This is a genomic window from Modestobacter sp. I12A-02662 (genome assembly GCF_041028325.1).
Taxonomy (GTDB): domain Bacteria; phylum Actinomycetota; class Actinomycetes; order Mycobacteriales; family Geodermatophilaceae; genus Modestobacter.
Map to the genome: position 1 here is coordinate 357,199 of NZ_JABGDE010000006.1, position 21,362 is coordinate 378,560.

28 protein-coding genes are annotated in these 21,362 nt (G+C 74.3%); 13 read left to right on the forward strand and 15 right to left on the reverse strand.

The genetic code is table 11. The annotated features are described in order from the left end of the window. Positions 1-5: 5 nt before the first annotated feature. The gene (locus tag HL189_RS11175) at positions 6-197 is read left to right on the forward strand and encodes a helix-turn-helix transcriptional regulator (protein ID WP_369133762.1); all 192 of its coding nucleotides are present in this window, start codon (positions 6-8) and stop codon (positions 195-197) included. Then, positions 187-615 carry a hypothetical protein gene (locus HL189_RS11180; protein WP_369133763.1) on the forward strand — a complete coding sequence of 143 codons (429 nt, stop codon included), beginning with the start codon at positions 187-189 and terminating at the stop codon, positions 613-615. The genes HL189_RS11175 and HL189_RS11180 overlap by 11 nt, the downstream gene beginning before the upstream one ends. Here HL189_RS11180 and HL189_RS11185 read toward each other — a convergent pair. Continuing rightward, complete coding sequence (locus HL189_RS11185) at positions 599-1,540, reverse strand: hypothetical protein (protein ID WP_369133764.1); 942 nt, start codon at positions 1,538-1,540, stop codon at positions 599-601. The two genes, HL189_RS11180 and HL189_RS11185, sit on opposite strands and share 17 nt — an antisense overlap. Positions 1,541-1,627: 87 nt before the next feature. Here HL189_RS11185 and HL189_RS11190 point away from each other — a divergent pair, with 87 nt between their 5' ends. The 3 genes from HL189_RS11190 (at position 1,628) to HL189_RS11200 (ending at position 5,895) form a co-directional block, all read left to right on the forward strand. Continuing rightward, positions 1,628-3,211 (forward strand): helicase HerA-like domain-containing protein, encoded by a 1,584-nt coding sequence (locus tag HL189_RS11190; protein ID WP_369133765.1) that lies wholly within the window; start codon positions 1,628-1,630, stop codon positions 3,209-3,211. 81 nt (positions 3,212-3,292) lie between these two features. Then, entirely contained in the window at positions 3,293-5,269 is a 1,977-nt protein-coding gene (locus tag HL189_RS11195) for a glycosyltransferase (RefSeq protein ID WP_369133766.1), read from the forward strand. Continuing rightward, positions 5,266-5,895: a hypothetical protein gene (locus HL189_RS11200; RefSeq protein ID WP_369133767.1), complete on the forward strand. Its 630-nt coding sequence runs from the start codon at positions 5,266-5,268 to the stop codon at positions 5,893-5,895. The genes HL189_RS11195 and HL189_RS11200 overlap by 4 nt, the downstream gene beginning before the upstream one ends. A gap of 4 nt (positions 5,896-5,899) precedes the next feature. Here HL189_RS11200 and rdgB read toward each other — a convergent pair whose 3' ends face one another. From rdgB to HL189_RS11215, 3 genes are read right to left on the reverse strand one after another with little or no spacing between them, the layout of a single operon-like run. Then, positions 5,900-6,511: an RdgB/HAM1 family non-canonical purine NTP pyrophosphatase gene (gene rdgB, locus HL189_RS11205; RefSeq protein WP_369133768.1), complete on the reverse strand. Its 612-nt coding sequence runs from the start codon at positions 6,509-6,511 to the stop codon at positions 5,900-5,902. Beyond that, entirely contained in the window at positions 6,508-7,230 is a 723-nt protein-coding gene (gene rph, locus HL189_RS11210) for a ribonuclease PH (protein ID WP_369133769.1), read from the reverse strand. Before rph ends, rdgB begins: the two co-directional genes overlap by 4 nt. Before the next feature lie 36 nt (positions 7,231-7,266). Next, a complete protein-coding gene (locus HL189_RS11215; protein WP_369133770.1) occupies positions 7,267-7,482 on the reverse strand; it encodes a hypothetical protein in 216 nt (71 codons plus the stop codon). 94 nt (positions 7,483-7,576) lie between these two features. Here HL189_RS11215 and HL189_RS11220 point away from each other — a divergent pair, with 94 nt between their 5' ends. From HL189_RS11220 to gndA, 3 genes are all read left to right on the forward strand, one after another. Next, positions 7,577-7,981, forward strand: coding sequence for a YjbQ family protein (locus tag HL189_RS11220; RefSeq protein ID WP_369133771.1), 405 nt, complete (start codon positions 7,577-7,579; stop codon positions 7,979-7,981). A 59-nt stretch (positions 7,982-8,040) separates the two neighbouring features. Then, positions 8,041-8,529, forward strand: a complete 489-nt coding sequence (bcp, locus tag HL189_RS11225) for a thioredoxin-dependent thiol peroxidase (RefSeq protein ID WP_369133772.1) — start codon at positions 8,041-8,043, stop codon at positions 8,527-8,529. 72 nt (positions 8,530-8,601) lie between these two features. Beyond that, the gene (gene gndA, locus HL189_RS11230) at positions 8,602-10,032 is read left to right on the forward strand and encodes an NADP-dependent phosphogluconate dehydrogenase (RefSeq protein WP_369133773.1); all 1,431 of its coding nucleotides are present in this window, start codon (positions 8,602-8,604) and stop codon (positions 10,030-10,032) included. Positions 10,033-10,283: 251 nt separating this feature from the next. Here gndA and HL189_RS11235 read toward each other — a convergent pair whose 3' ends face one another. Next, positions 10,284-10,544, reverse strand: a complete 261-nt coding sequence (locus HL189_RS11235) for a DUF4262 domain-containing protein (RefSeq protein ID WP_369133774.1) — start codon at positions 10,542-10,544, stop codon at positions 10,284-10,286. Between the two features lie 112 nt (positions 10,545-10,656). Here HL189_RS11235 and HL189_RS11240 point away from each other — a divergent pair, with 112 nt between their 5' ends. Both HL189_RS11240 and HL189_RS11245 read left to right on the forward strand, forming a co-directional pair. Beyond that, complete coding sequence (locus tag HL189_RS11240) at positions 10,657-11,031, forward strand: VOC family protein (protein ID WP_369133775.1); 375 nt, start codon at positions 10,657-10,659, stop codon at positions 11,029-11,031. Between the two features lie 10 nt (positions 11,032-11,041). Further along, positions 11,042-11,437: a VOC family protein gene (locus HL189_RS11245; RefSeq protein ID WP_369133776.1), complete on the forward strand. Its 396-nt coding sequence runs from the start codon at positions 11,042-11,044 to the stop codon at positions 11,435-11,437. A gap of 21 nt (positions 11,438-11,458) precedes the next feature. On the opposite strand, the gene HL189_RS11250 is transcribed toward HL189_RS11245, so the two are convergent. The 7 genes from HL189_RS11250 to HL189_RS11280 form a co-directional block, all read right to left on the reverse strand. After that, positions 11,459-12,418 (reverse strand): DNA polymerase domain-containing protein, encoded by a 960-nt coding sequence (locus HL189_RS11250; RefSeq protein WP_369133777.1) that lies wholly within the window; start codon positions 12,416-12,418, stop codon positions 11,459-11,461. A gap of 63 nt (positions 12,419-12,481) precedes the next feature. Beyond that, positions 12,482-13,222 (reverse strand): MBL fold metallo-hydrolase, encoded by a 741-nt coding sequence (locus HL189_RS11255; protein WP_369133778.1) that lies wholly within the window; start codon positions 13,220-13,222, stop codon positions 12,482-12,484. Further along, positions 13,219-14,037 (reverse strand): glutamate racemase, encoded by an 819-nt coding sequence (gene murI / locus HL189_RS11260; RefSeq protein ID WP_369133779.1) that lies wholly within the window; start codon positions 14,035-14,037, stop codon positions 13,219-13,221. The genes HL189_RS11255 and murI overlap by 4 nt, the downstream gene beginning before the upstream one ends. A gap of 52 nt (positions 14,038-14,089) precedes the next feature. Then, positions 14,090-14,833: an HAD-IA family hydrolase gene (locus HL189_RS11265; protein WP_369133780.1), complete on the reverse strand. Its 744-nt coding sequence runs from the start codon at positions 14,831-14,833 to the stop codon at positions 14,090-14,092. Continuing rightward, entirely contained in the window at positions 14,824-15,774 is a 951-nt protein-coding gene (locus HL189_RS11270) for a PLP-dependent cysteine synthase family protein (protein WP_369133781.1), read from the reverse strand. The genes HL189_RS11265 and HL189_RS11270 overlap by 10 nt, the downstream gene beginning before the upstream one ends. 44 nt (positions 15,775-15,818) lie before the next feature. After that, positions 15,819-16,097: a MoaD/ThiS family protein gene (locus HL189_RS11275; protein ID WP_369133782.1), complete on the reverse strand. Its 279-nt coding sequence runs from the start codon at positions 16,095-16,097 to the stop codon at positions 15,819-15,821. Between the two features lie 170 nt (positions 16,098-16,267). Beyond that, a complete protein-coding gene (locus HL189_RS11280) occupies positions 16,268-16,741 on the reverse strand; it encodes a Mov34/MPN/PAD-1 family protein (RefSeq protein ID WP_369133783.1) in 474 nt (157 codons plus the stop codon). A gap of 75 nt (positions 16,742-16,816) precedes the next feature. On the opposite strand from HL189_RS11280, the gene HL189_RS11285 reads away from it, so the two are divergent. Further along, on the forward strand, positions 16,817-17,170 hold the full coding sequence (locus HL189_RS11285; RefSeq protein ID WP_369133784.1) for a hypothetical protein: 354 nt from the start codon (positions 16,817-16,819) through the stop codon (positions 17,168-17,170). Here HL189_RS11285 and HL189_RS11290 read toward each other — a convergent pair. Together HL189_RS11290 and clpS are read right to left on the reverse strand one after the other, a co-directional pair. Beyond that, positions 17,109-17,606, reverse strand: coding sequence for a DUF2017 family protein (locus HL189_RS11290; protein ID WP_369133785.1), 498 nt, complete (start codon positions 17,604-17,606; stop codon positions 17,109-17,111). The two genes, HL189_RS11285 and HL189_RS11290, sit on opposite strands and share 62 nt — an antisense overlap. A 49-nt stretch (positions 17,607-17,655) precedes the next feature. Further along, complete coding sequence (clpS, locus tag HL189_RS11295) at positions 17,656-17,952, reverse strand: ATP-dependent Clp protease adapter ClpS (RefSeq protein ID WP_222272929.1); 297 nt, start codon at positions 17,950-17,952, stop codon at positions 17,656-17,658. Positions 17,953-18,011: 59 nt separating this feature from the next. Here clpS and HL189_RS11300 point away from each other — a divergent pair, with 59 nt between their 5' ends. Together HL189_RS11300 and HL189_RS11305 are read left to right on the forward strand one after the other, a co-directional pair. Further along, positions 18,012-19,313 carry a nicotinate phosphoribosyltransferase gene (locus HL189_RS11300; protein WP_369133786.1) on the forward strand — a complete coding sequence of 434 codons (1,302 nt, stop codon included), beginning with the start codon at positions 18,012-18,014 and terminating at the stop codon, positions 19,311-19,313. Positions 19,314-19,336: 23 nt separating this feature from the next. Beyond that, entirely contained in the window at positions 19,337-19,903 is a 567-nt protein-coding gene (locus HL189_RS11305; RefSeq protein WP_369133787.1) for a nicotinamidase, read from the forward strand. Positions 19,904-19,912: 9 nt separating this feature from the next. On the opposite strand, the gene serB is transcribed toward HL189_RS11305, so the two are convergent. Beyond that, complete coding sequence (gene serB, locus HL189_RS11310; protein WP_369133788.1) at positions 19,913-21,172, reverse strand: phosphoserine phosphatase SerB; 1,260 nt, start codon at positions 21,170-21,172, stop codon at positions 19,913-19,915. Between the last annotated feature and the right edge of the window lie 190 nt (positions 21,173-21,362).

A 21,362-nucleotide genomic window follows, 5' to 3' on the forward strand; every position in this document is an offset into this window, starting at 1 on the left:
TGTCCATGAGGAACGACGTCCGCGAGCTGCGGCTGGCCGCTGGGCTGTCCCAGCGCGAGCTGGCCGAGGCGCTCGACGTCTCCCGGCAGACGGTCAACTCGATCGAGACCGGCCGCTACGACCCCTCACTGCCGCTCGCCATCGCCATCGCCCGCCACTTCCACCGCACCGTCGAGGAGATGTTCCATGTCGACTGACCGCCGCACCGCCAACCCGACGCCTCTCGTGCTGGCCGCCGTCCTCGTCGCGCTGGCGCTGGTGATCGCCACCGGGCTGCTGCTGCGCGAGTACGCGCCGGGGAACATGGGCGTGGGGTTCCTGCAGGGTGCGGCGGGCGCGATGGTCGCCGTCGCCGCCATGGCGTGGCGCGTGCGCAGGCGGCCGGGAGGCGCCACGACCTTCGAGCGGGCGTGGACCCAGACGGGTGACGAGCGGGACGAAGCCGTGCTCACCCGCGCGCTGGCGGTGCTCGGGCTGCTCGCCCTGCCACTGACCGGGATCGCGGCCATCGCCATCGGGCTCGGCGCCGCGGTGGAGATGGCGCTCGCGTTGCTGCTGCTGGCCCAGGTCGTGGTGGGGGCGGCCGCGTTCGCGGTCATCAACCGGAGGAGCTGAGGGCTCCGGTCAGGTCGACGCGCAGCCGCAGCTCCGCCGACGGCAGCCGGTGATCGTCGGCGTCCACCACGGCCGCCAGCTCCACCCGGTCATCGCGGACCCCGCGCAGGGCGAGCCCCTCGATCTTGTGCACCCGGCCGCCCACCTCGGGGACCGGCGCGACCTCCAGCACGGTCGCGCCGTCGAGCAGGACCAGCGCGGTGGCCACCACGGGCCCGTCGTCGATGGCGTTCGGGGTGTCCTCCGCCGCGGCGCTGAGCAGGGTCCGCCCGTCGGGCAGCGCGACCGCGTCGGTCACCGCGAGGCCCACGCCGTCCACCGCCCCGAGGTCGTAGGCCCGCGGCTCCGCGACCGGCACCGACGCCGGATCGCAGCGGCCGAGGACGGCGGCCACCAGTTCGGCCAGGGGGACGTCGACGCTGCCGGACCGGACCCCGGCGGCCAGGTTGCCGCGGCTGAACCAGCGCACCGTGCCGCCGTGCCGGCAGGCGCCCTCCAGGTTGAGCCGGTCCAGCGGCAGGCCGAGGCGATCGGCGACGCGCTGGTAGAGCGGGGCGAGGTCCCCGGCGGACGCGACCGGCCGCCCGGCGTCGAGCCGCACGAGCACGCCCCGCATCCGCCGCGCGGACGAGCCCGAGCCGAGCAGCAGGACGGCCGGGGCGCCGTCCACCTCGGCCGGGCACGCCACCTCCAGGTCCGGCTTCAGGCGCTTGGTGCCCTCCTCCTCGGAGAACCGGTCGTGCCCCTCCACGGGTGGCAGCACCCGGAACGGCGCGACGCTGCCGCCGCGGCACCAGGCGACGGACGTGGCGTCGTCCTGGACGATCAGCCAGCCGTCGGCGAGCGGCGCGATCGCCGAGGCCGCGGTCACCGGCGACCCGTCGTCGAAGCGCAACGTCCTGACCTCGTCCACGAGAACCCGCACCCGCTGCCTGTGCCCGGACGGCCGGCAGCTCACGCCCCGCCGGCGCCGGACCTGCCGGGAGGCGCACCCGCCGTTACGGTCAGCGCCGTGACCGCCGCCGAGTCCCCGCCGTCCACGCCGGTCGACGCGGTCGCCGCCCGGATCGCCGCGGGCTACGCCACGACCGGCCCCGCCCTGGAGCTGGGCGCCGTCGTGCACGGCGGGACGCCGCACCCCGGCGCGCCGGTCCGGGTGCCGCTGGCGATGCTCAACCGGCACGGGCTGGTCGCCGGGGCGACGGGCACCGGCAAGACCAAGACGCTGCAGCTGATGGCCGAGCAGCTCTCCGCGGCCGGCGTCCCGGTCGTCGTCGCCGACGTCAAGGGCGACCTCAGCGGGCTGGCCCAGGCCGGTCCCGCCGGGGACAAGGTGGCGGCCCGCGCCGCGCAGACCGGTGACACGTGGGCGCCGACCTCCTCCCCCGTCGAGTTCCTCGCGCTCGGCGGGCTGGGTGCCGGTGTGCCCGTGCGGGCGACCGTCACCGACTTCGGGCCCGTGCTGCTGTCGAAGGTGCTCGACCTCAACGCCACCCAGGAGAGCTCCCTGGGCCTGGTGTTCCACTACGCCGACGAGGCCGGCCTGCCGCTGCTGGACCTGAAGGACCTGCGGTCGGTGCTCACCTGGCTGACCAGCGACGAGGGCAAGGGCGACCTCAAGGGTCTGGGCGGGCTCGCGCCTGCCACGGCCGGCGTGATCCTCCGCGAGCTGATCGCCCTGGAGGACCTCGGCGGGGACTCGTTCTTCGGCGAGCCGGCCTGGGAGCCGGCCGACCTGCTGCGCACCGCTCCCGACGGCCGCGGCGTCATCACCGCGGTGGAGCTCAGCGCCGTGCAGGACCGCCCGGCGCTGTTCTCCACGTTCCTCATGTGGCTGCTGGCCGAGCTGTTCGAGGAGCTGCCGGAGGTCGGTGACCTGGACCGGCCGCGACTGGTCTTCTTCTTCGACGAGGCGCACCTGCTGTTCTCGGGGGCGAGCAAGGCCTTCCTCGAGGCCGTGACCCAGACGGTCCGGCTGATCCGGTCCAAGGGCGTCGGGGTCTTCTTCGTGACCCAGAACCCGACCGACGTCCCCAGCGCGGTGCTCGGGCAGCTGGGCAACCGGGTCCAGCACGCCCTGCGCACCTTCACCCCGGAGGACGCCAAGGCGTTGCGTCGGACGGTGTCCACCTTCCCCCGGACGAAGGACTACGACCTCGAGGAGCTGCTCACCTCGCTGGGCACCGGCGAGGCAGCCGTCACCGTGTTGTCGGAGCGTGGCGCGCCGACGCCCGTCGCGTGGACCCTGCTGCGGGCGCCCCGATCACTGATGGCGCCCCTCGATCCCGCCGTCCTCGAGGCGGCCGTCGCCGGCTCGCCACTCCGCGCCCGGTACGGGCAGCCCGTCGACCGGGAGTCCGCGTACGAGCGTCTGGCCGCCCGCCTGGCCCCCGCCCCGGCCGAGCCGGACAGTGCCGAGGTGCCGGCGGAGCGGACGCCGGCCCGCCGCCGCTCCCGGACCCGGGAGGAGGACCAGGACCTCCTCGGCCAGGTGCTCGGATCCGCCGCCTTCCGCTCGTTCACCCGCTCGGCCGCCTCCGCCCTGGGCCGGGAGATCACCCGCGGCCTGTTCGGCACCCGGCGCCGCCGCCGCTGATCCAGGGCGGGGCGTCACCCGAACGGGTGGACGTCCGCCGGATGTCATCAGCCGCGGGGCGTGGTTGCCGACCCAGCAGGGGTGACAGCCTTCGTCCCGGTCGACCCGGCCCCGGCCCCTGCGCCTCGCCGCGCGCACGGCCAACACGCTGCACGCGAGCGGCTCGGTGACGTCCTGCTGCAGCACGGCCTCCTCACCGAGCAGCAGCTGGCCGAGGCCCTGGACCACCAGCAGCGGGTGGGTGCACCGCTGGGCGCCATCGTGCTGGCTCGTGGCTGGGTCACCCGACGACAGCTCTACGTCGCCCTAGCGCAGGTCTGGGGCGCCGACCTGGCCTTCGTGGACCCGGTGGAGGTCGACGAGGAACTGGCCCGCCTGTTCCCTGCCGCGCTGCTGGCCCGGGAGACCTGGGTCCCGCTCCGGGTGGAGCGCGACGCAGCGGGCGAGCGCCGCGTCGTCGTGGCCACCGCCGGCCGTCCCTCGGCGCACATCGCCGAGCAGGTCGTGCAGCGCACGGGGATCCGCCGGGTCCGCCAGGTCGTCACGACCGACTGGGACGTCCAGCGGGCGCTGCGCACCGTGTGGCGCGAGGAGCTGGTGCACGACGCGGTCCAGTCCCTGGCCGAGCGGCGACCCGACGAGTCCGCCTCGACCGTGTTCGTGCGCAAGCAGGTCGTCCTCGCCGGGCTCCTGCTCGCCGCGCTGATCGCCGGCATCGTCCTCGACCTGCCCACCACGCTGGTGGTGCTGACCGCCACGGTGAACCTGGCCGTCGCCCTCGCCGTCGGCACGAAGGCGGTGATCAGCACCGTCGGCACGGCGTGGGAGACCGTCGAGCAGGTCACCGACGAGGAGGTCGCGGCCCTCGACGACCACGACCTGCCCGTGTACACGATCCTCGTGCCGGTCTACCGCGAGGCCGGAATCGTCGGCCTGCTCATGCGCAACCTCGCCGACCTCGACTACCCCCGGGAGAAGCTGGAGATCCTCCTCCTGCTGGAGGAGGACGACCCGGAGACGCTGGCCGCCGCGCTCGCCGCCGCCCCGCCGGACATCGTGCGCATCGTCGTCGTCCCGCACTCGTTGCCGAAGACCAAGCCCCGGGCGTGCAACGTCGGGCTGACCTTCGCCCGCGGTCAGTACGTGGTCATCTACGACGCCGAGGACCGGCCCGACCCCGACCAGCTCAAGAAGTCGATCGTCGCCTTCCGCAAGGGCGGGGACGACCTGGTGTGCGTGCAGGCGGCGCTGAACTACTTCAACGCCAGGGAGAACCTGCTCACCCGCATGTTCACCCTGGAGTACTCCTCCTGGTTCGACTACACCCTCGCCGGGCTGGACAAGCTCCGGCTGCCCATCCCCCTCGGCGGCACGAGCAACCACTTCCGCACCGACCTGCTGCGCGACCTCGGCGGCTGGGACCCCTACAACGTCACCGAGGACGCCGACCTCGGCATCCGCGCCTCCGCCCGCGGCCACCGCGTCGCCGTCGTCAACTCGACGACGTACGAGGAGGCCAACATGGCCGTCGGCAACTGGATCCGGCAGCGCAGCCGGTGGATCAAGGGCTACATGCAGACCGTGCTGGTGCACACCCGGCACCCGTGGCGGCTGGTGCGCACCGTCGGGCCGCGCCAGGCAGCCGGCTTCGGGCTGCTGATCGGCGGCACCCCGCTGATGTTCCTGGCCACCCCCTGGCTCTACGCGATGATGATCGCGGAGCTGGTCCGGCCCGGGGTGCTGGTGTCCGCGCTGCCCGGCTGGCTGGTCCAGGTGAGCCTGGCGAACCTGCTGCTCGGCAACGGCGTGATCATCTACCTGTCCCTGCTGGCCGGCTTCAAGCGGCGCACCTACGGGCTGGTGCCCTTCGCGCTCCTGTCGCCGCTGTACTGGCTGCTGCACTCCATCGCCTCCTACAAGGCGCTCTGGCAGCTGCTGGTCAACCCCTTCTACTGGGAGAAGACCCAGCACGGGCTGTCCAGCCACGTGCAGGTCGACGACACCCCCGCCGGCCTGGGCGAGCTCGGTGTCCCCGTCCGCACGGAGGTGCACGCGTGACCGCCGCCGACCCGCTCGCCACGATGCGGGCCGACGCGCCGCCCGCCGAGGCCGCGGGCTACGCCGAGGCGAGGTCCCGGGTGGCCACCGCGCCGGCGACCCTCCCGCGGGTGCCGATGCGCGGCATCATGGCCGGCTGCGCGGCCCTCCTGGTCGTCCAGACGGTCGGCCTCATCTCCGCCGACCGGTCGTGGCACGACGTCCTGGTGCCCGGTCACCTGCTGCTCATGGTCGCGTTCGGCCTGGTGTTCTGCCTCGGCGCGGTCACCGTCGCCGGCTTCGCCGCCGGCGCGGCAGCCGCCGGGCTGGTGGTGCTCGACTCCTCCAGCCTGCGGCCGCTCCTCGGCGGCGCCGCCCTGCTGGCCCTGGCCTGCGGGGTGGCCCCCGGCTGGGCCCGGGTGGAGGCGTGGCAGGCCGCGCACTCCACCGCCCTGACCTCGGCGGAGGAGGCGGCCCTGGCCCAGCGGTCGCTGACCGGCGCGCGCTCCCGCGGCTGGGCCCCCGGGGTGCGGCTGCGGAGCTATTGGCGCACCGACCGCGTGGTGGCCGCCTTCCTGGTGCTCGCCTTCCACCCGTGCATGGCCGCCTTCTCGTTGTGGTTCATCGACTGGACCAGCGCCCGCTGACCTGTCAGCGACCGCCCAGCACCCGGCCGATGACCGGGAGCAGGGCGGTGAAGGCCTGGCCGCGGTGGCTGCGGGCGTCCTTCTCGGCGGGCTCCAGCTCGGCCGCGGTGACCTCGAGCCCGGCGGGCCGGAAGACCGGGTCGTAGCCGAAGCCGTTGGTGCCCCGCGGCTCGTGGACCACCGCACCCCGCCATTCGGCCCGCAGCACGTGCTCCTCGCCGTCCGGGGTGACCAGCGCCGCCGCGCAGACGAACGCCGCGCCCCGCCGCTCGTCGGGCACGTCGGCGATCTGACCGAGCAGCAGCGCGGTGTTGGCCGGGTCGTCCCCGTGCCGTCCCGACCACCGGGCCGACAGCACCCCGGGCATCCCGTTGAGCGCGTCGACGGTCAGGCCGGAGTCGTCGGCCACCGCCGGCAGGCCGGTGTACCGGACCGCCTCACGCGCCTTGAGCAGCGCGTTGTCCTCGAACGTCGCGCCGGTCTCCGGCGCCTCCGGGTACTCGGGCACGTCGCGCAGCCCGATCACCTCCACCCCCGGGACGGCGGTGGTCAGCAGCCGCTGGAGCTCGGCGAGCTTGCCGGCGTTGCGGGTGGCCAGCAGCAGGCGGGCGCTCATGCCGCCAGCGCCTGCCCCTGGAGGGCGGTCAGCTCGGCGCAGCCGGCGACCGCGAGGTCCAGCAGCGCGTCCAGCGTCGGCCGGTCGAAGACCGCGCCCTCCGCCGTCCCCTGCACCTCGACGAAGCCGCCGTCCCCGGTGCACACGACGTTCATGTCGGTGCCCGCGCGCACGTCCTCCTCGTAGGCGAGGTCCAGCCGCGGCTCACCGTCGACGACCCCCACGCTGACCGCGGCGACCGACTGGGCGAGGGCGGTCGTCCGGGCGAGCTTCTTGCGCGCGTCGAGCCAGGACACCGCGTCGGCCAGCGCCACGTAGGCACCGGTGATCGCCGCGGTGCGGGTGCCGCCGTCGGCCTGCAGGACGTCGCAGTCGATGGCGATGCTGTTCTCCCCCAGCGCGCCCAGGTCGATCGAGGCCCGCAGGGAGCGGCCGATCAGCCGGCTGATCTCGTGGGTGCGGCCGCCGATCCGGCCCTTCACCGACTCGCGGTCGCTGCGGGTGTGGGTGGCACGCGGCAGCATCGAGTACTCCGCCGTCACCCAGCCCAGGCCCGACCCCTTGCGCCAGCGGGGCACGCCCTCGGTGACGCTCGCCGCGCAGAGCACCCGGGTGCGGCCGAACTCCACCAGCACCGAGCCCTCGGCGTGGTCGAGCCAGTTGCGGGTGATGGTCACCGGGCGGAGCTGGTCGGCCGCGCGGCCGTCGGGGCGGGTCACGTGCGCCGAGGGTAATGGGGCCCGCCCGGGCCGGGCCTACCCGTAGAGCGGATTGGCCTCGTGGGCCTCCGAGCCGACCAGCCGGTCGATCTCCGCGATCCCGCCGGCCTCGTACACCTGCACGTCCTGCTGGTCGGCCATGGTCAGGTCGAAACGCCCCTCGCGCGCGTTCCACCGGATCTCACTGATCAGGTCGGAGTTGACCCACCGGTCCTCGGTGTGCGGCTTGAAGCCGGCGATCTTGACCCACACGACGTGCCACCCTCCAGCGACGGTGCGCGGAGTATGCCCGGGACCCCACCTCCTGCGCTGCGCCGCCGGAGCCGTGCATGTCACAGTCGCGGTCATGCGATCGGAGCTGCGAGCGGTGCGGACCGGGGGCGTGGCCTCGGTCGTCGACCTGACCGACGAGTGCGCGGAGTTCGTCCGGGACCAGGGCGACGGCCTGCTGCAGGTCTTCGTGCCGCACGCCACCGCGGGGATCGCGGTGATCGAGACCGGCGCCGGCAGCGACGACGACCTGCTGGCCCAGCTCGACGAGCTGCTGCCCCGGGACGACCGGTGGCGGCACCGGCACGGCTCGCCGGGCCACGGCCGCGACCACGTGCTCCCGGCCTTCGTGCCGCCGCACGCCACGGTGCCGGTCCTCGAAGGACGCCTGGCGCTGGGCACGTGGCAGCGCATCTGCTTCGTCGACACCAACGTCGACAACCCCGGCCGGCAGGTGCGGTTCACCTTCCTGCCCGGGTGACCGCGGCCGCGCGGGCGGCCGGATTGGGGTTGATCGCCCCGGTGCGGCACGATCGGCCCATGACCGAGACCGACGTCGCGCCCGTCCGCCTGGCCCCCGGGGACCCGGCACCGGAGTTCTCGCTGCCCGACGCCGAGGGGAGCACCGTGTCGCTGACCGACTACCGCGGCCGCCGCGTCATCGTCTACTGCTACCCCGCGGCGATGACCCCCGGCTGCACCACCCAGGCCGTCGACTTCACCGCCGCCGCCGGCGACCTCGCCGAGGCCGGGCTGGACATCATCGGCATCTCCCCCGACCCGCCGGACAGGCTGCACACCTTCCGCGAGAAGGAGTCGCTGAACATCACCCTGGTCTCCGACCAGGACAAGGCCGTGCTCGCCGCCTACGGCGCCTACGGGCCCAAGAAGCTGTACGGCAAGGAGGTCGTCGGCGTGATCCGGTCGACGTTCATCGTCGACGCCGACGGCCGGATCGAGAAGGCGTCCTACAACGTCAAGGCCACCGGCCACGTCGCCAAGCTCCGCCGGGACCTCGGCATCGCCTGAGCGGACCCGTTCCGTCCATGCAGTGGACGCGGACTGGCCAGCACCGGGCGCGGTCGGGCAGGGTCTCCGGTCATGAGCGATCAGATCGGCGTCACCGGCCTCGCAGTCATGGGGGCGAACCTCGCCCGCAACCTCGCCCGGCACGGGCACCAGGTGGTGCTGCACAACCGCTCCCAGAGCCGCACCGACGCGCTCGTCGCGCAGCACGGCAGCGAGGGCGACTTCGTGCCGACCACCACCATGCAGGAGTTCGTCGACACCCTGCAGCGCCCGCGCAAGATCATCATCATGGTGCAGGCCGGTGCGGCCACCGACGCGGTCATCGACGAGCTCACGCCGCTGCTCGACGAGGGCGACGTCGTGATGGACGGCGGGAACGCCCGCTTCCCCGACACCATCCGTCGCACCGCGGCGCTCACCGCCCGCGGCCTGCACTTCGTCGGCACCGGGATCAGCGGCGGCGAGGAGGGCGCGCTCAACGGGCCGAGCATCATGCCCGGCGGCTCCGCGGAGGCCTACCAGCTGGTCGGCCCGCTGCTGGAGTCCATCGCGGCGAAGGTCGGCGACGAGCCGTGCTGCACCCACGTCGGCACCGACGGCGCCGGCCACTTCGTGAAGATGGTGCACAACGGCATCGAGTACGCCGACATGCAGCTGATCGCCGAGGCCTACGACCTGCTGCGGCAGGGGCTCGGGCTCACCCCGGGCGAGATCGGCGACGTGTTCGCGAGCTGGGACGAGGGCGACCTGGAGAGCTTCCTCGTGGAGATCACCGCCCAGGTGCTGCGGCACACCGACGCGGAGACCGGCACCCCGTTCGTCGACGTCGTCGTCGACCAGGCCGAGCAGAAGGGCACCGGCCGCTGGACCGTGCAGTCGGCGCTGGACCTCGGCGTGCCGGTGAGCGGCATCGCCGAGGCCGTGTTCGCCCGCGCGCTCTCCGGCGCCGTCGACCAGCGGATGGCCGCGCAGCAGGTGCTGCCCGGCCCGAAGGGCGAGTGGCAGATCCCGGACCGGGACGCCTTCATCGAGTCGGTCCGCCAGGCCCTGTACGCGTCGAAGGTGGTCGCCTACTCGCAGGGCTTCGACCAGATCGCGGCCGGTGCCGAGGAGCACGGCTGGGACATCGACCGCGGCGCGCTGGCGGCGATCTGGCGGGACGGCTGCATCATCCGGGCCCGCTTCCTGGACCGGATCCGGCAGGCGTTCGCCACCGAGCCCGACCTCACCACCCTGCTCACCAACGAGTACTTCACCGAGGCGGTCACCGACTGCCAGGACGGCTGGCGGGAGGTCGTCATCGGCGCCGCCCGGCACGGCATCCCTGCGCCGGGCTTCGCCAGCGCGCTCGCCTACTACGACGGGCTGCGCGCGCCGCGGCTGCCGGCCGCGCTGATCCAGGGACAGCGCGACCTGTTCGGGGCGCACACCTACCGGCGGGTGGACAAGGACGGCACCTTCCACACGCTCTGGGCGCAGGGCGGGCGCGAGATCCCCGCCTGACACCGGCCCTGGCGGCGGGGAGCCATGTCACGCTCGCCAGGTACCCGGTCGTGGCTGGCAGTCCGGGCCGCACGGGTAGGCCAGGTCCCACGGGACGTGCCGTCGGGGTGCTGCCAGGTGAGCTGGAACGCCGGCACGGAGAGCTCGGCCGGACGGTCGTAGTGGCGGTTCGCGACGAAGAGGACCTCGCCCGGGTTGGGCAGCTCCTCCACGACGAGACCGTCCGGCCGGTCGGGGAAGGTGAGGAGAGCTCACCGGACACGAGGTCGCGGCCGTCGACGACCAGCCCGGCCACCCTGCTGGAGGATGGCGTGGGTGTTCGGGTGGCCGAGCCCGATCACCACCAGTTCGGGGTGGCCGAGCCCGAAGAGGCCGACGGGGTAGCCGAAGGGTGGGTCCTCGGGCCCGATCCCTGGTCCGACGTACTGGACCATCCAGCGGTGCGCACGGATGAGCTGGGCGACGTGGGCGTCCTCCTGATCGAGCCAGGCGGTGGTCTGCGGATCGGTCATGCCGGCAACGCTGACGCACCCTCGGTCGTGGGCTGTGGACGGTCCCGGCTCTCCTCCCGCGAGCCGTGACCGACGGCCGAGCGCAGGTGTGCGGCCTGGCACGCTGTGGGGTGTGCTGACGTTGGGTGTGGTCGTGCTCGGGGCGGACGACGTCCCACGCGCCGTCGGGTTCTGGCGGCAGGTGCTGGGCTACGAGCTGGTGGAGGGCGGCTTCGGCGGCTGGGCGAACGTGCTGGCCCCGCCCGCCGGCGGACCCGGGGCCCGGCTGGCGCTGCAGCGCAGCGAGACGCCGCCGCAGCCGCGTCCCCGGCTGCACCTCGACCTGCACGTCGCCGACGCCGCGGAGCAGACCGCCGAGGTGCGGCGCCTGGTCGGGCTGGGCGCCCGGCAGGTGGCGTGGGACGGGTATCCGGCCGACCCCGACTTCGTGGTGCTGGCCGATCCCGAGGACAACCTCTTCTGCGTCGTCGACCTCGGGCACGGCTAGCCTGCGCCCCATGCCGGAGCGGGTTACCCCCTTCATGATGTTCACGGGCGACGCGGAGCGCGCGATCGGGCTCTACACGTCCCTGTTCGACGACGCCGAGCTGCTGACCCTCACCCGGTTCGGGCCGGACGGCACGGGCGTGGAGGGCACGGTCGAGCAGGCCACCTTCTCCATCGCCGGTCAGGTGTTCCGCTGCTTCGACAGCCCTCCGGTGCACGCCTTCACCTTCACGCCGTCCTTCTCCGTCTTCGTCGACGTCGCGTCGGCCGACGAGCTCGACCGGCTGTTCGCCGGGCTCTCCGACGGCGGTGGCGTCCTCATGCCGCTGGACGACTACGGCTTCAGCCGCCGCTTCGGCTGGGTGAACGACCGCTTCGGCGTCTCCTGGCAGCTGAACCTGCCGTAGCGGCGAGGGGCTCGCTCGACGTCACTCCCCGCCCTCGGCCGCCCGGGCACGGGCAGCGCGGCGACGTCCCTCGTGCATGGCCTGCACGCGGGCGATGGGGATCGTGTGGCCCTCGGCGACCAGGTCGTCCGGCAGCAGCTGCGGCTCCGGCAGCGCGGCCGCCCAGGGGTCGGCGTCCTCGAACCGCTCCGCCGCGGTGCGGACCGTGACGTCCCCGGGCCGGACGTCGTCCAGCGCGTCCCAGCCGACCGGCGCGGACACCGGCAGTCCCGGGCGCACCCGGGGGCTGTAGGCGGCCGCGATCGTGCCGCGGCCCGAGCGGGTGGAGTCGACGAAGACCCGGTCCCCGCGCTCGGTGAGGACGTACGCGGTCGTCGCCACCGCCGGGTCCAGCCGCTCGGTCCGGGCGGCGAGGGCGCGGGTGGCGGCGGCGACGTCCTCGGGCGAGGAGCCGTGCACCGGGACGACGACGTGCAGCCCGGTCGAGCCGCTGGTCTTCACGGCGCCGGACAGCCCGGAGCCGGTGAGCGCCTGACGGGCCAGCCGGGCCGCCTGCACCACGACCGCGAAGTCGGCGCCGTCCGGCGGGTCGAGGTCGAGCACCAGCCCGGTGGGCTGCTCCTCCCCCACCCGGCTGAACGGCACGTGGTACTCGACGGCCCGCTGGTTGGCCAGCCACAGCAGGGTGCGCCGGTCGTCGCAGAGCACCTGGTGCACCTCGCGGCGGGCCCGGTCGGACCAGGTGGGCACCGTGCGCACCCACTCCGGCGCGCCCTTGGGGACGTCGCGCTGGATGAACGGCGCCGCCCCGGGCCGCACCCGCTTGATGGTCAGCGGCCGCTCGGCCAGCAGCGGCAGCAGCCGGTCGGCGAACGCGTCGAGGTGGTCGACCAGGTCGCGCTTGGTGACCTCGAGCCCGTCACCCAGTGGGGAGTCCAGGCTGGTCAGCCGGACGCCGTCCCGTTCCTCCTCGGTGGCCACCGGGTCACCGTGCCGTGCGCCGCGACGCCGGGCAACCCCGGGAGGACCCTCCTGCCGCCGCCGCTAGAGCTCGTACACGCCGCCGGGGCGGGCCAGCTCGGCCGCCGGGAACACCGCCCGCGCCGCGGTCAGCTGGGCCGCGGCGTCGACCCACGAGGGCACGTGGGTGACCAGCAGCCGGCCCACGCCGGCGGCGGCCGCGTGCTCGCCGGCCTGCCGCCCGGTCAGGTGCAGCCCCTCGGGCAGCCCGGGCACGTCCGGGTGGGCGGCCTCGGCGAGCAGCAGGTCGGCTCCGCGGGCCAGCTCGACGACCGCGTCGCTGGGGCCGGTGTCGCCGGTGTAGACCAGCGACCGGCCGCCCGCGGTGAGCCGCACCGCGTAGCACTCGATCGGGTGCGCCGTGCGCGCGGTGGTCACCTCGAACGGGCCGAGCGTCCAGCTGCCCGGGCCGATCGGGGTCACGTCGAAGACGTCGTCGAGGGGCCCGCCGTCGCTGTCGTAGGCAGCGGCCAGCCGCCGGTCGGCCCCGACCGGGGCGTACATCGGCACCGCCCGGCCGTCGGAGCGACCCGAGTACCGGTGCCACACCACGAAGGGCGCGGCGTCCAGGCAGTGGTCGGCGTGCAGGTGGGAGAGGTAGACGGCGTCGACGTCGACCGGGTCGAGCACCGCCTGCAGCGCGCCGAACGCCCCGTTGCCGAGGTCGAGCAGCAGCGAGAACTCCCCGTGCTGCACCAGGTAGCAGGACGCCGGGGAGGCCGGCCCCGGGGCGCTGCCGGAACAGCCGACGACGGTGAGCCTCACGCCACCGCCCCTGCCTGCGCCACCGCGTCGACCTCCGGGCCGAGGAAGCGGCGGCCGAGCCGGGCGAAGGGCGCCGGGTCGCCGGTGGCCAGGAAGCGGTGCGCGGGCGGTGGGCCGTCCGGGTCGCGCAGCAGGTCGGTGCGGGTGAGCACGCGGTACACGTCCTTCGCCGTCTCCTCGGCACTGGACACCAGCGTGACCTCGTCCCCCAGGACGAGGCTGAGCACGCCGGTGAGCAGCGGGTAGTGGGTGCAGCCGAGGACGACGGTGTCCACACCGGCGCCCAGCAGCGGGTCGAGGTAGGACTGGGCCAGCCCCACCAGCTGCCGGCCGGTGGTGACCCCGCGCTCGACGAAGTCCACGAAGCTGGGGCAGGCGGCGCTGGTGACCGTGATGTGCGGCGCGGCGGCGAAGGCGTCCTCGTAGGCGCCGCTGGTGATGGTCGCCTGGGTGCCGATCACCCCGACCCGGCCGTTGCGGGTGGCGGCGGTGGCCCGGCGCACCGCCGGCAGCACGACCTCGACCACCGGCACGTCGTAGCGTTCGCGGGCGTCGCGCAGGCACGCCGCGCTGGCCGAGTTGCAGGCCACGACCAGCATCTTCACGCCCGCCGCGACCAGGTCGTCCATCACCGCGAGGGAGTGCCGGCGGACCTCGGCGATCGGCAGCGGCCCGTAGGGGCCGTGGGCGGTGTCCCCGACGTAGCGGACCGACTCGTGCGGCAGCTGGTCGAGCACCGCGCGGGCGACGGTGAGCCCGCCCACGCCGGAGTCGAAGATGCCGATCGGCGCATCGGCTGCGGCAGCGCTGCTCATGACGCGCGCCAGGCTAACCGCCCCCTCCGACGGGTTCCGCTGGGAGGCGGGTTCAGGGCCGGCGCAGCAGCGCGGCCGGCGGCAGCTCCAGCCCGTCGCCGGTCCAGCGGGCGCCGGTGAGGTCGCGGACGACGGCCGTCGCCGGGGTGCCCAGCGCCGGCTCGCCGATGCCGAGCACCGTGGCACCCGCCGACAGCCCCGAGGCGATCCCGCTCGCGCTGTCCTCCAGCACGATCACGTCCGCCGGTGCGAGCCCCAGCCGCCCGGCGCCGACGGCGTACGGCTCCGGGTCCGGCTTGCCGGCGAGGACGTCCTCGGCGGTGACGATCACGGCCGGCAGCGGCACACCGGCGGCGCGGAGCCGGGCGGTGGCGAGCTCCCGGATGCCGGAGGTGACCACGGCCCACGGCACGCCGGTCAGCTGCGGCACCAGCTCCAGGACGCCGGGCACGGCGGTGGTGCCCTCGACGTCCTCCAGCTCGTACCGGTTGATGACCTCGACCGACTCGTCGATCCGGGCCGGCTTGACGAACAGGGCGACGGTGTCGGCCGCGCGGCGGCCCGGCACCGCGGCCATGACCTCCGCGGGGTCCAGGTCGTGGTCCAGCGCCCAGCGGCTCCAGGAGCGGACCACGCTGGGCTCGGAGTCGACGAGGACGCCGTCGTTGTCGAACAGCAGCCCGCGCGCGGGGAGCAGGAGGCCACCGTCAGGTGACGTGCTGGATCGGCCGCCTTGCAGGGACCCGCCGCGAGCTTGCGAGTGGCGGGGGGCAAGGGGGTCCTTGCTCAGGCCCACAGCTGCCCGTCCAGCGCGGCGGTCGCTTCCTCCAGGGTGCCTGCGTAGGCCCCGGTCGACAGGTACTTCCAGCCGCCGTCGCAGACGATGAAGACGATGTCCGCCCGGCGGCCGGCGGCGACCTCCCGGTCGGCGATGCCCAGCGCCGCGTGCAGGATCGCGCCGGTCGAGATGCCGGCGAAGATCCCCTCCCGCTCGACGAGCTGGCGGGTGCGGTGGACGGCGTCGTCCGGGCCGACGCTGAACCGCGAGTCCAGCAGCGAGGCGTCGTAGAGCTCGGGGATGAAGCCCTCGTCGATGTTGCGCAGCCCGTAGACCAGCTCGCCGTAACGCGGCTCGGCGGCGATCACCTGGACCTCGGGCTTGTGCTCGCGGAAGTACCGGGAGCAGCCCATCAGCGTGCCGGTCGTGCCCAGGCCCGCGACGAAGTGGGTGATCGACGGCAGGTCGGCCAGGATCTCCGGCGCCGTCCCCGTGTAGTGGGCCTCGGCGTTGGCCGGGTTGCCGTACTGGTAGAGCATCACCCAGTCGTCGTGCTCGGCGGCCAGCCCCTTGGCGACGGCGACGGCCTGGTTGCTGCCACCGGCCGCCGGGGAGCTGATGATCTGCGCGCCGTACATCTCCAGCAGCTGGCGCCGCTCGACGGAGGTGTTCTCCGGCATGACGCAGACCAGCTTGTAGCCGCGCTGCCGGGCGACCATGGCCAGCGAGATCCCGGTGTTGCCGCTGGTGGGCTCCAGGATGGTGTCGCCGGGCTGGAGCTGCCCCTCCTTCTCCGCCGCCTCGATCATCGCGATGGCGGCGCGGTCCTTGATCGAACCGGTGGGGTTGTGGTCCTCGAGCTTGGCCCACAGCCGGACGTCCGGGGTGGGCGACAGCCGCGGCAGCCCGACCAGCGGGGTGTTGCCGAGGGAGTCGACGAGCGAGGCGAAGCGGGCCATGGCGGTCTCCTGGGAGGTGCGGTTCCGGGACGGGGGGCTCCCGGTCAGCAGCCGCCGGCGACGGCGGGGAGGATCGTCACCGAGTCGCCGTCCTTGAGCGCGGTGTCCAGCGCACCGGTGAACCGCACGTCCTCGTCGTTGACGTAGACGTTCACGAAGCGGTGCAGCTTGCCCTCCTCGGTGACCAGCCGGGTCTTCAGGCCCGAGTGCTGGGCGTCGAGGTCGTCGATGAGGGCGGCGAGGGTGTCGCCGGAGCCCTGGACGGTCTTGTTGCCGCCGGTGTGGGTGCGCAGGATGGTCGGGATCCGGACCTCGATGGCCATGGCTGGGGAACTCCTCGCGGGTCGTGGGGGTCGGGCACGCGCGGCAGCGCGTCAGGTGGTGCGTCTGCCAGTGGGCAACGACGCACCGCGACCGGGGATTCCGGTCGGGGTGGCCCTCCTGCCGGGTCCCGCCGCGAGCTTGCTCACGGTGGGGGCGGGAGGGTTCTTCGTCAGTCGTAGACGACGGCGGTCGGCGAGTGGCCGAAGAGGTAGGACTCGACGACCTCGACGTCCTCCTCGGTGACCTGCCCGTCGACGATGCGGAAGCTGCGGAACTCGACCTGGTCGCCGGCCAGGCCGGTCTGCGACCCGTGCTCACGGGTGGACACCAGCACGTAGTGGGCCTCGGGCTCGGAGGCGAGGTTGATGTCGGTGCGCGACGGGTGGGCCTCGGTGCCGGTGTGCGAGTGGTAGATGACGACGGGGACCTCGCCCCGGTCGTCCATCTCCCGGTACAGCCTGAGCAGGTCGGCGCTGTCGAACTCGTAGAACGTGGGCGACCGCGCCGCGTTCAGCATCGGGATGAAGCGCTCGGGACGGTCGCTGCCCTCGGGCCCGGCCACGACACCGCAGGCCTCGTCCGGGTGGTCCTCCCGGGCGTGGGCCACGATGGCGTCGTAGGTCGCGCGGTCGATGCGCAGCACGGGCCCAGTCTAGGCGGCACCGCCGGCGCGGACCGCCCCTCCCCCGTTCCGGCCCCTCCGATAGCGTCGCCGCCCGTGGTGGTCGAGGTGCTGATGGTGGTCGGGGTGCTGGCGCTCCCGGTGCCGGCGCTGGTCCTCGGCAGCCGCCGGCTGCTCCACCGGAGCGGGCGGAACACCGACGAGCGCTCCGAGCGGATGGAGCTCGCGCTGCTGGTCCTCGGGCGGCTGATCGGTCTGCTGCTGCTCGCCGGCCTGTCCGGCATCACCCTGCTGTCCTGCATCGGCGGACTGGTCAAGGGCGTGGACGTCCCGAGCCTGGTCTACGTCTTCTTCGTCGCCGACCTGCTCGTGGCCACCCTCGTGGTGCTCACCATCGGCCGCCTCGTCCGCCCGCCAAGGCGTCGACGAGCGAGCCCTGGACCGCGGTGAGCCAGTAGTAGACGGCGAGCTGCTGACCCTCGTCGCTGCTCGGGTCGTCCGGCGGCTCGGTCTCCGCGGTGATGCCGAGGCGGGTGCCCAGCGCCAGCCGCAGGTCGTTGGTGGTCCGCAGCCACGCCCGCGCCTGCTCGGGGTCCAGCCGCACCTCCCCGCCGTCGGGCGGCAGGGTGGCCCGCACGGTCGCGAGGTCCGCGGCCTTGCCGGTGCGCAGCCCGTCCTCGGTCAGCTCCCGGTAGTCCGCGGCGACCTCGGGGTCGCCGGCGTGCCCGGCGGGGAACAGCCGCTCCACGACCGGGTCGCCGCCGGTGTCGGCGCGATCGGCGGTCAGCAGCTGCTCCAGCTGGTCGAGGAGCAGCGTGACGATGTCGGCCTCGGCGTCGACCAGCCGGGCGACGACCTCCTCGCCGCGGCGGCGGAACGGTCTCACCGGACCCCCTCGCCGGCGCTCGTCGGCCGCGTTCGCGAGGCTGCTGCGCTCACGTGTCCCTCTGGTAGGTGGCCCACAGCCCGTAAGCGTGCAGCCGGTTGGTGTCGTGCTCCATGCGCTCCCGCGGGCCCGAGCTGACGATCGCCTTGCCCTCGTGGTGGACCTGCAGCATGAGCTGGGTGGCGGTCGGCTCGTCGTAACCGAAGAGCTCCTGCAGCACGAAGGTCACGTACGTCATGAGGTTGACCGGGTCGTCCCAGACGACCGTCACCCACGGCCGATCGAGGTCGAACTCCTCGTCCGTCGTCGTGTCGGGCGCCCGTTCGGGCGCGAGCGGTCCGGCCACGCGATCACTCTAGGCGGTCGGCGGGCCGGCACGCCGCCTCCCGCCCTACGCTGCCGATCATGGCCACTCCCGATGCGCCGCCACTGCACCCCGCGCTGCTCACCGACCGGTACGAGCTGACGATGATCGCCGCCGCCCTGGCCGACGGCACCGCGGACCGGGACTGCGTCTTCGAGGCCTTCGCCCGCCGCCTGCCGCACGGCCGCCGCTACGGCGTGCTCGCCGGCACCTCCCGGCTGCTCGAGGCCCTCCCCCGGTTCCGCTTCGGCGACGTCGAGCTGGCCACCCTGCGCGAGCAGGGCCTCACCGATCCGCGGCTGCTCGACTGGCTGGCCGACTTCACCTTCAGCGGCGACATCGAGGGCTACGCGGAGGGCGAGCTGTACTTCCCGGGCTCCCCGGTGCTGACCGTCCGCGCGCCCTTCGCCGAGGGGGTGCTGCTGGAGACGCTCGTCCTGTCGGTCCTCAACCACGACAGCGCGATCGCCTCGGCCGCGGCCCGCATGGTGGGCGCGGCCTGCGGGCGGCCGTGCATCGAGATGGGCTCCCGGCGCACGCACGAGGAGGCGGCGGTGGCCTCGGCCCGGGCCGCCTACCTGGCCGGCTTCGCCTCGACGTCCAACCTCGAGGCGGGCCGGCGCTACGGGGTGCCGACGACGGGCACGAGCGCCCACGCGTTCACGCTGCTGCACGACGAGGAGGAGGCGGCGTTCCGCGCCCAGGTCGCCGTCCTCGGCAAGGGGACCACGCTGCTCGTCGACACCTACGACGTCGACCAGGGCATCCGGACGGCGGTGGAGGTGGCCGGCCCGGAGCTCGGCGGCGTCCGGCTCGACTCCGGTGACCTGCCCACGCTCGCCGCCCACGCGCGGGAGCTGCTCGACGAGCTCGGCGCGACGGGGACCCGGATCATCGTGACCAGCGACCTCGACGAGTACGCCATCGCCGGGCTGATGGCCGCGCCGGTCAACGGCTACGGCGTCGGCACCTCGCTGGTCACCGGCTCCGGCGCCCCCACGATGGGCATGGTCTACAAGCTGGTCGAGCGTGACGGCGTCCCGGTGGCGAAGCGCGCCGAGGGCAAGCACTCCGTGGGCGGCCGCAAGCGCGCCGTCCGCCGGCACGACGAGCACGGCACGGCGGTGGCCGAGGTGATCAGCAGCGGGGCCATCGCGCCGGAGGACGGCGACCGGGAGCTCGTCGTCCCGCTCGTCGAGGGCGGCCGGGTGCTCGCCGACGCCACGCCGGTCCAGGCCCTCGTGGAGGCCCGCGCCCACCACGAGCGGGTCCGCGCCGCCCTGCCCCCCGAGGCCTGGGCGCTGTCGCGCGGCGACTGCGCGGTGGAGATCGTGACCCCCTGATGGTCACCGGGCAGGATGGGCGAATGAGCCGAGCCCTGGTCGTCGTGGACGTGCAGAACGACTTCTGCGAGGGGGGCAGCCTCGCCGTGGCCGGCGGTGAGGCGGTGGCGCGGGCGATCAGCTCCCACGCGGCATCGGCCGGGTACGACCACGTGGTGGCCACCCGCGACCACCACGTCGACCCGGGCGGCCACTTCGCCGAGCAGCCGGACTTCCTGGAGACCTGGCCCGCGCACTGCGTCGTCGGGACGCCGGGCGTCGAGCTGCACCCCCACCTGGACCGGCGGCCGATCGAGGCGGTGTTCGACAAGGGCGAGTACGCGGCGGCCTACTCCGGGTTCGAGGGCACCAGCGACGGCGTCCCGCTGGCCGACTGGCTCCGCGGGCACGGCATCGAGGACGTCGACGTCGTCGGCATCGCCACCGACCACTGCGTGCGCGCCACCGCCCTGGACGCGGTGGCCGCGGGGTTCCGGACCCGGGTGCTGCTGGACCTCACGGCTGGGGTGGCCGACGGGACCGTGGAGGCAGCGCTCGAGCAGCTGCGGGCCGCCGGCGTGCAGCTGGAGGGCGCGGTCCGCCGGGGATGAGCCCGGAGGTCACACCGGGGAGGCGACCTCGGCGGGTGCAGCGTCCAGCACGACCTCGCGGGTGAACCCGAGCACCTGGAGCACGGCGTCCAGGTACGGCTGGTTGAGCGCCGCGTGCGCCTGCTCCCGGACCACCGGCTTGGCGTTGAAGGCGATGCCCAGGCCCGCCGCGTTCAGCATGTCCAGGTCGTTGGCGCCGTCGCCGACCGCCACCGTCTGCTCCAGCGGGATGCCGTGCTCCGCGGCGAACCGGGCCAGCGCCCGCGCCTTGCCCGCGCGGTCGACCACCTCACCGACCAGCCCGCCGGTGAGCTTGCCGTCGGCGACCTCCAGGGTGTTCGCGGCGGCGAAGTCCAGCCCGAGGGCGTCGGCGAGCTGGTCGGTGATCTGGGTGAACCCACCACTGACGATCCCGCACCGGAAGCCCAGCCGCTGCAGCGTGCGGATCAGCGTGCGCGCACCCGGCGTGAGCACCAGGTGCTCCCGCACCTCGTCGAGCACGCCGACCGGAAGCCCCGCCAGCACGGCCACCCGGGCCCGCAGCGACTGCTCGAAGTCCAGCTCGCCGTTCATGGCCGCCGCCGTGATCCGGGCGACCTCCGCCGCCCGGCCGGCCCGGGCGGCGAGCTCGTCGATCACCTCGCCGCGCACCAGCGTGGAGTCCACGTCCAGCACGATGAGGCGCTTGCTCCGCCGGGCGAGGCCCACCGCCTCGACGGCGATGTCGGTCCCGGTCTCCGCGGCGACCGTGCCGAGCGCGCTGCGCAGCGCCGTGGACCCGGCGCCGGAGACGGTCAGCTCGAAGCTGGTGACCGGGTAGTCGGACAGCCGGCGGATCGCCTCGATGTTGCCGCCGACCCCGGCGATGGCCCGGGCCGCGCCCGCCACCGCGGTGGGCGGGACCGGCCGGCCCAGCACGATGACGTGGTGCCGCGCGACGCTCGGCGACGCGCCCCCGGTGTCCACCTCGGCCACCGTCACGGTCATGTCGGTGACCCTGGCGACCTCGGCCGCCAGCGGGCCCAGCCGGGCCACCAGGTCCCCGGCACCGCCCACCTCCCGGACGACGACGCCCAGCACCAGCTGGCCGTGCACCACGACCTGCTCGACGTCGAGCACCTCCAGCGGAGCGGGCCCGGTGGCGTTCAGCGCGGCGAACAGGGCGGCGGTCACGCCGGGGTGGTCCTCGCCGGTGACGGTGAGCAGGGCCTCGGCGTCCACTCCGGCCCGGGGGTCGCTGGACGCGGGGAAGGCGGCGCGGTCGGTCACGCCGTCATCGTGCCCGACCGCCCGCGACCGGCCGGCAGGCCCCCGGAACGCCGGACGCCCCGCCGGCCGAAGCCGACGGGGCGTCCACGGAAGGGGCCGTTCGGCCCCCGCTGCAGGGTCCCGCCGCGAGCGTGCGAGAGGCGGGGGCAGCGGGGTCCTTTCTCAGGTGAAGTCGGGGTCGTTCGGACCC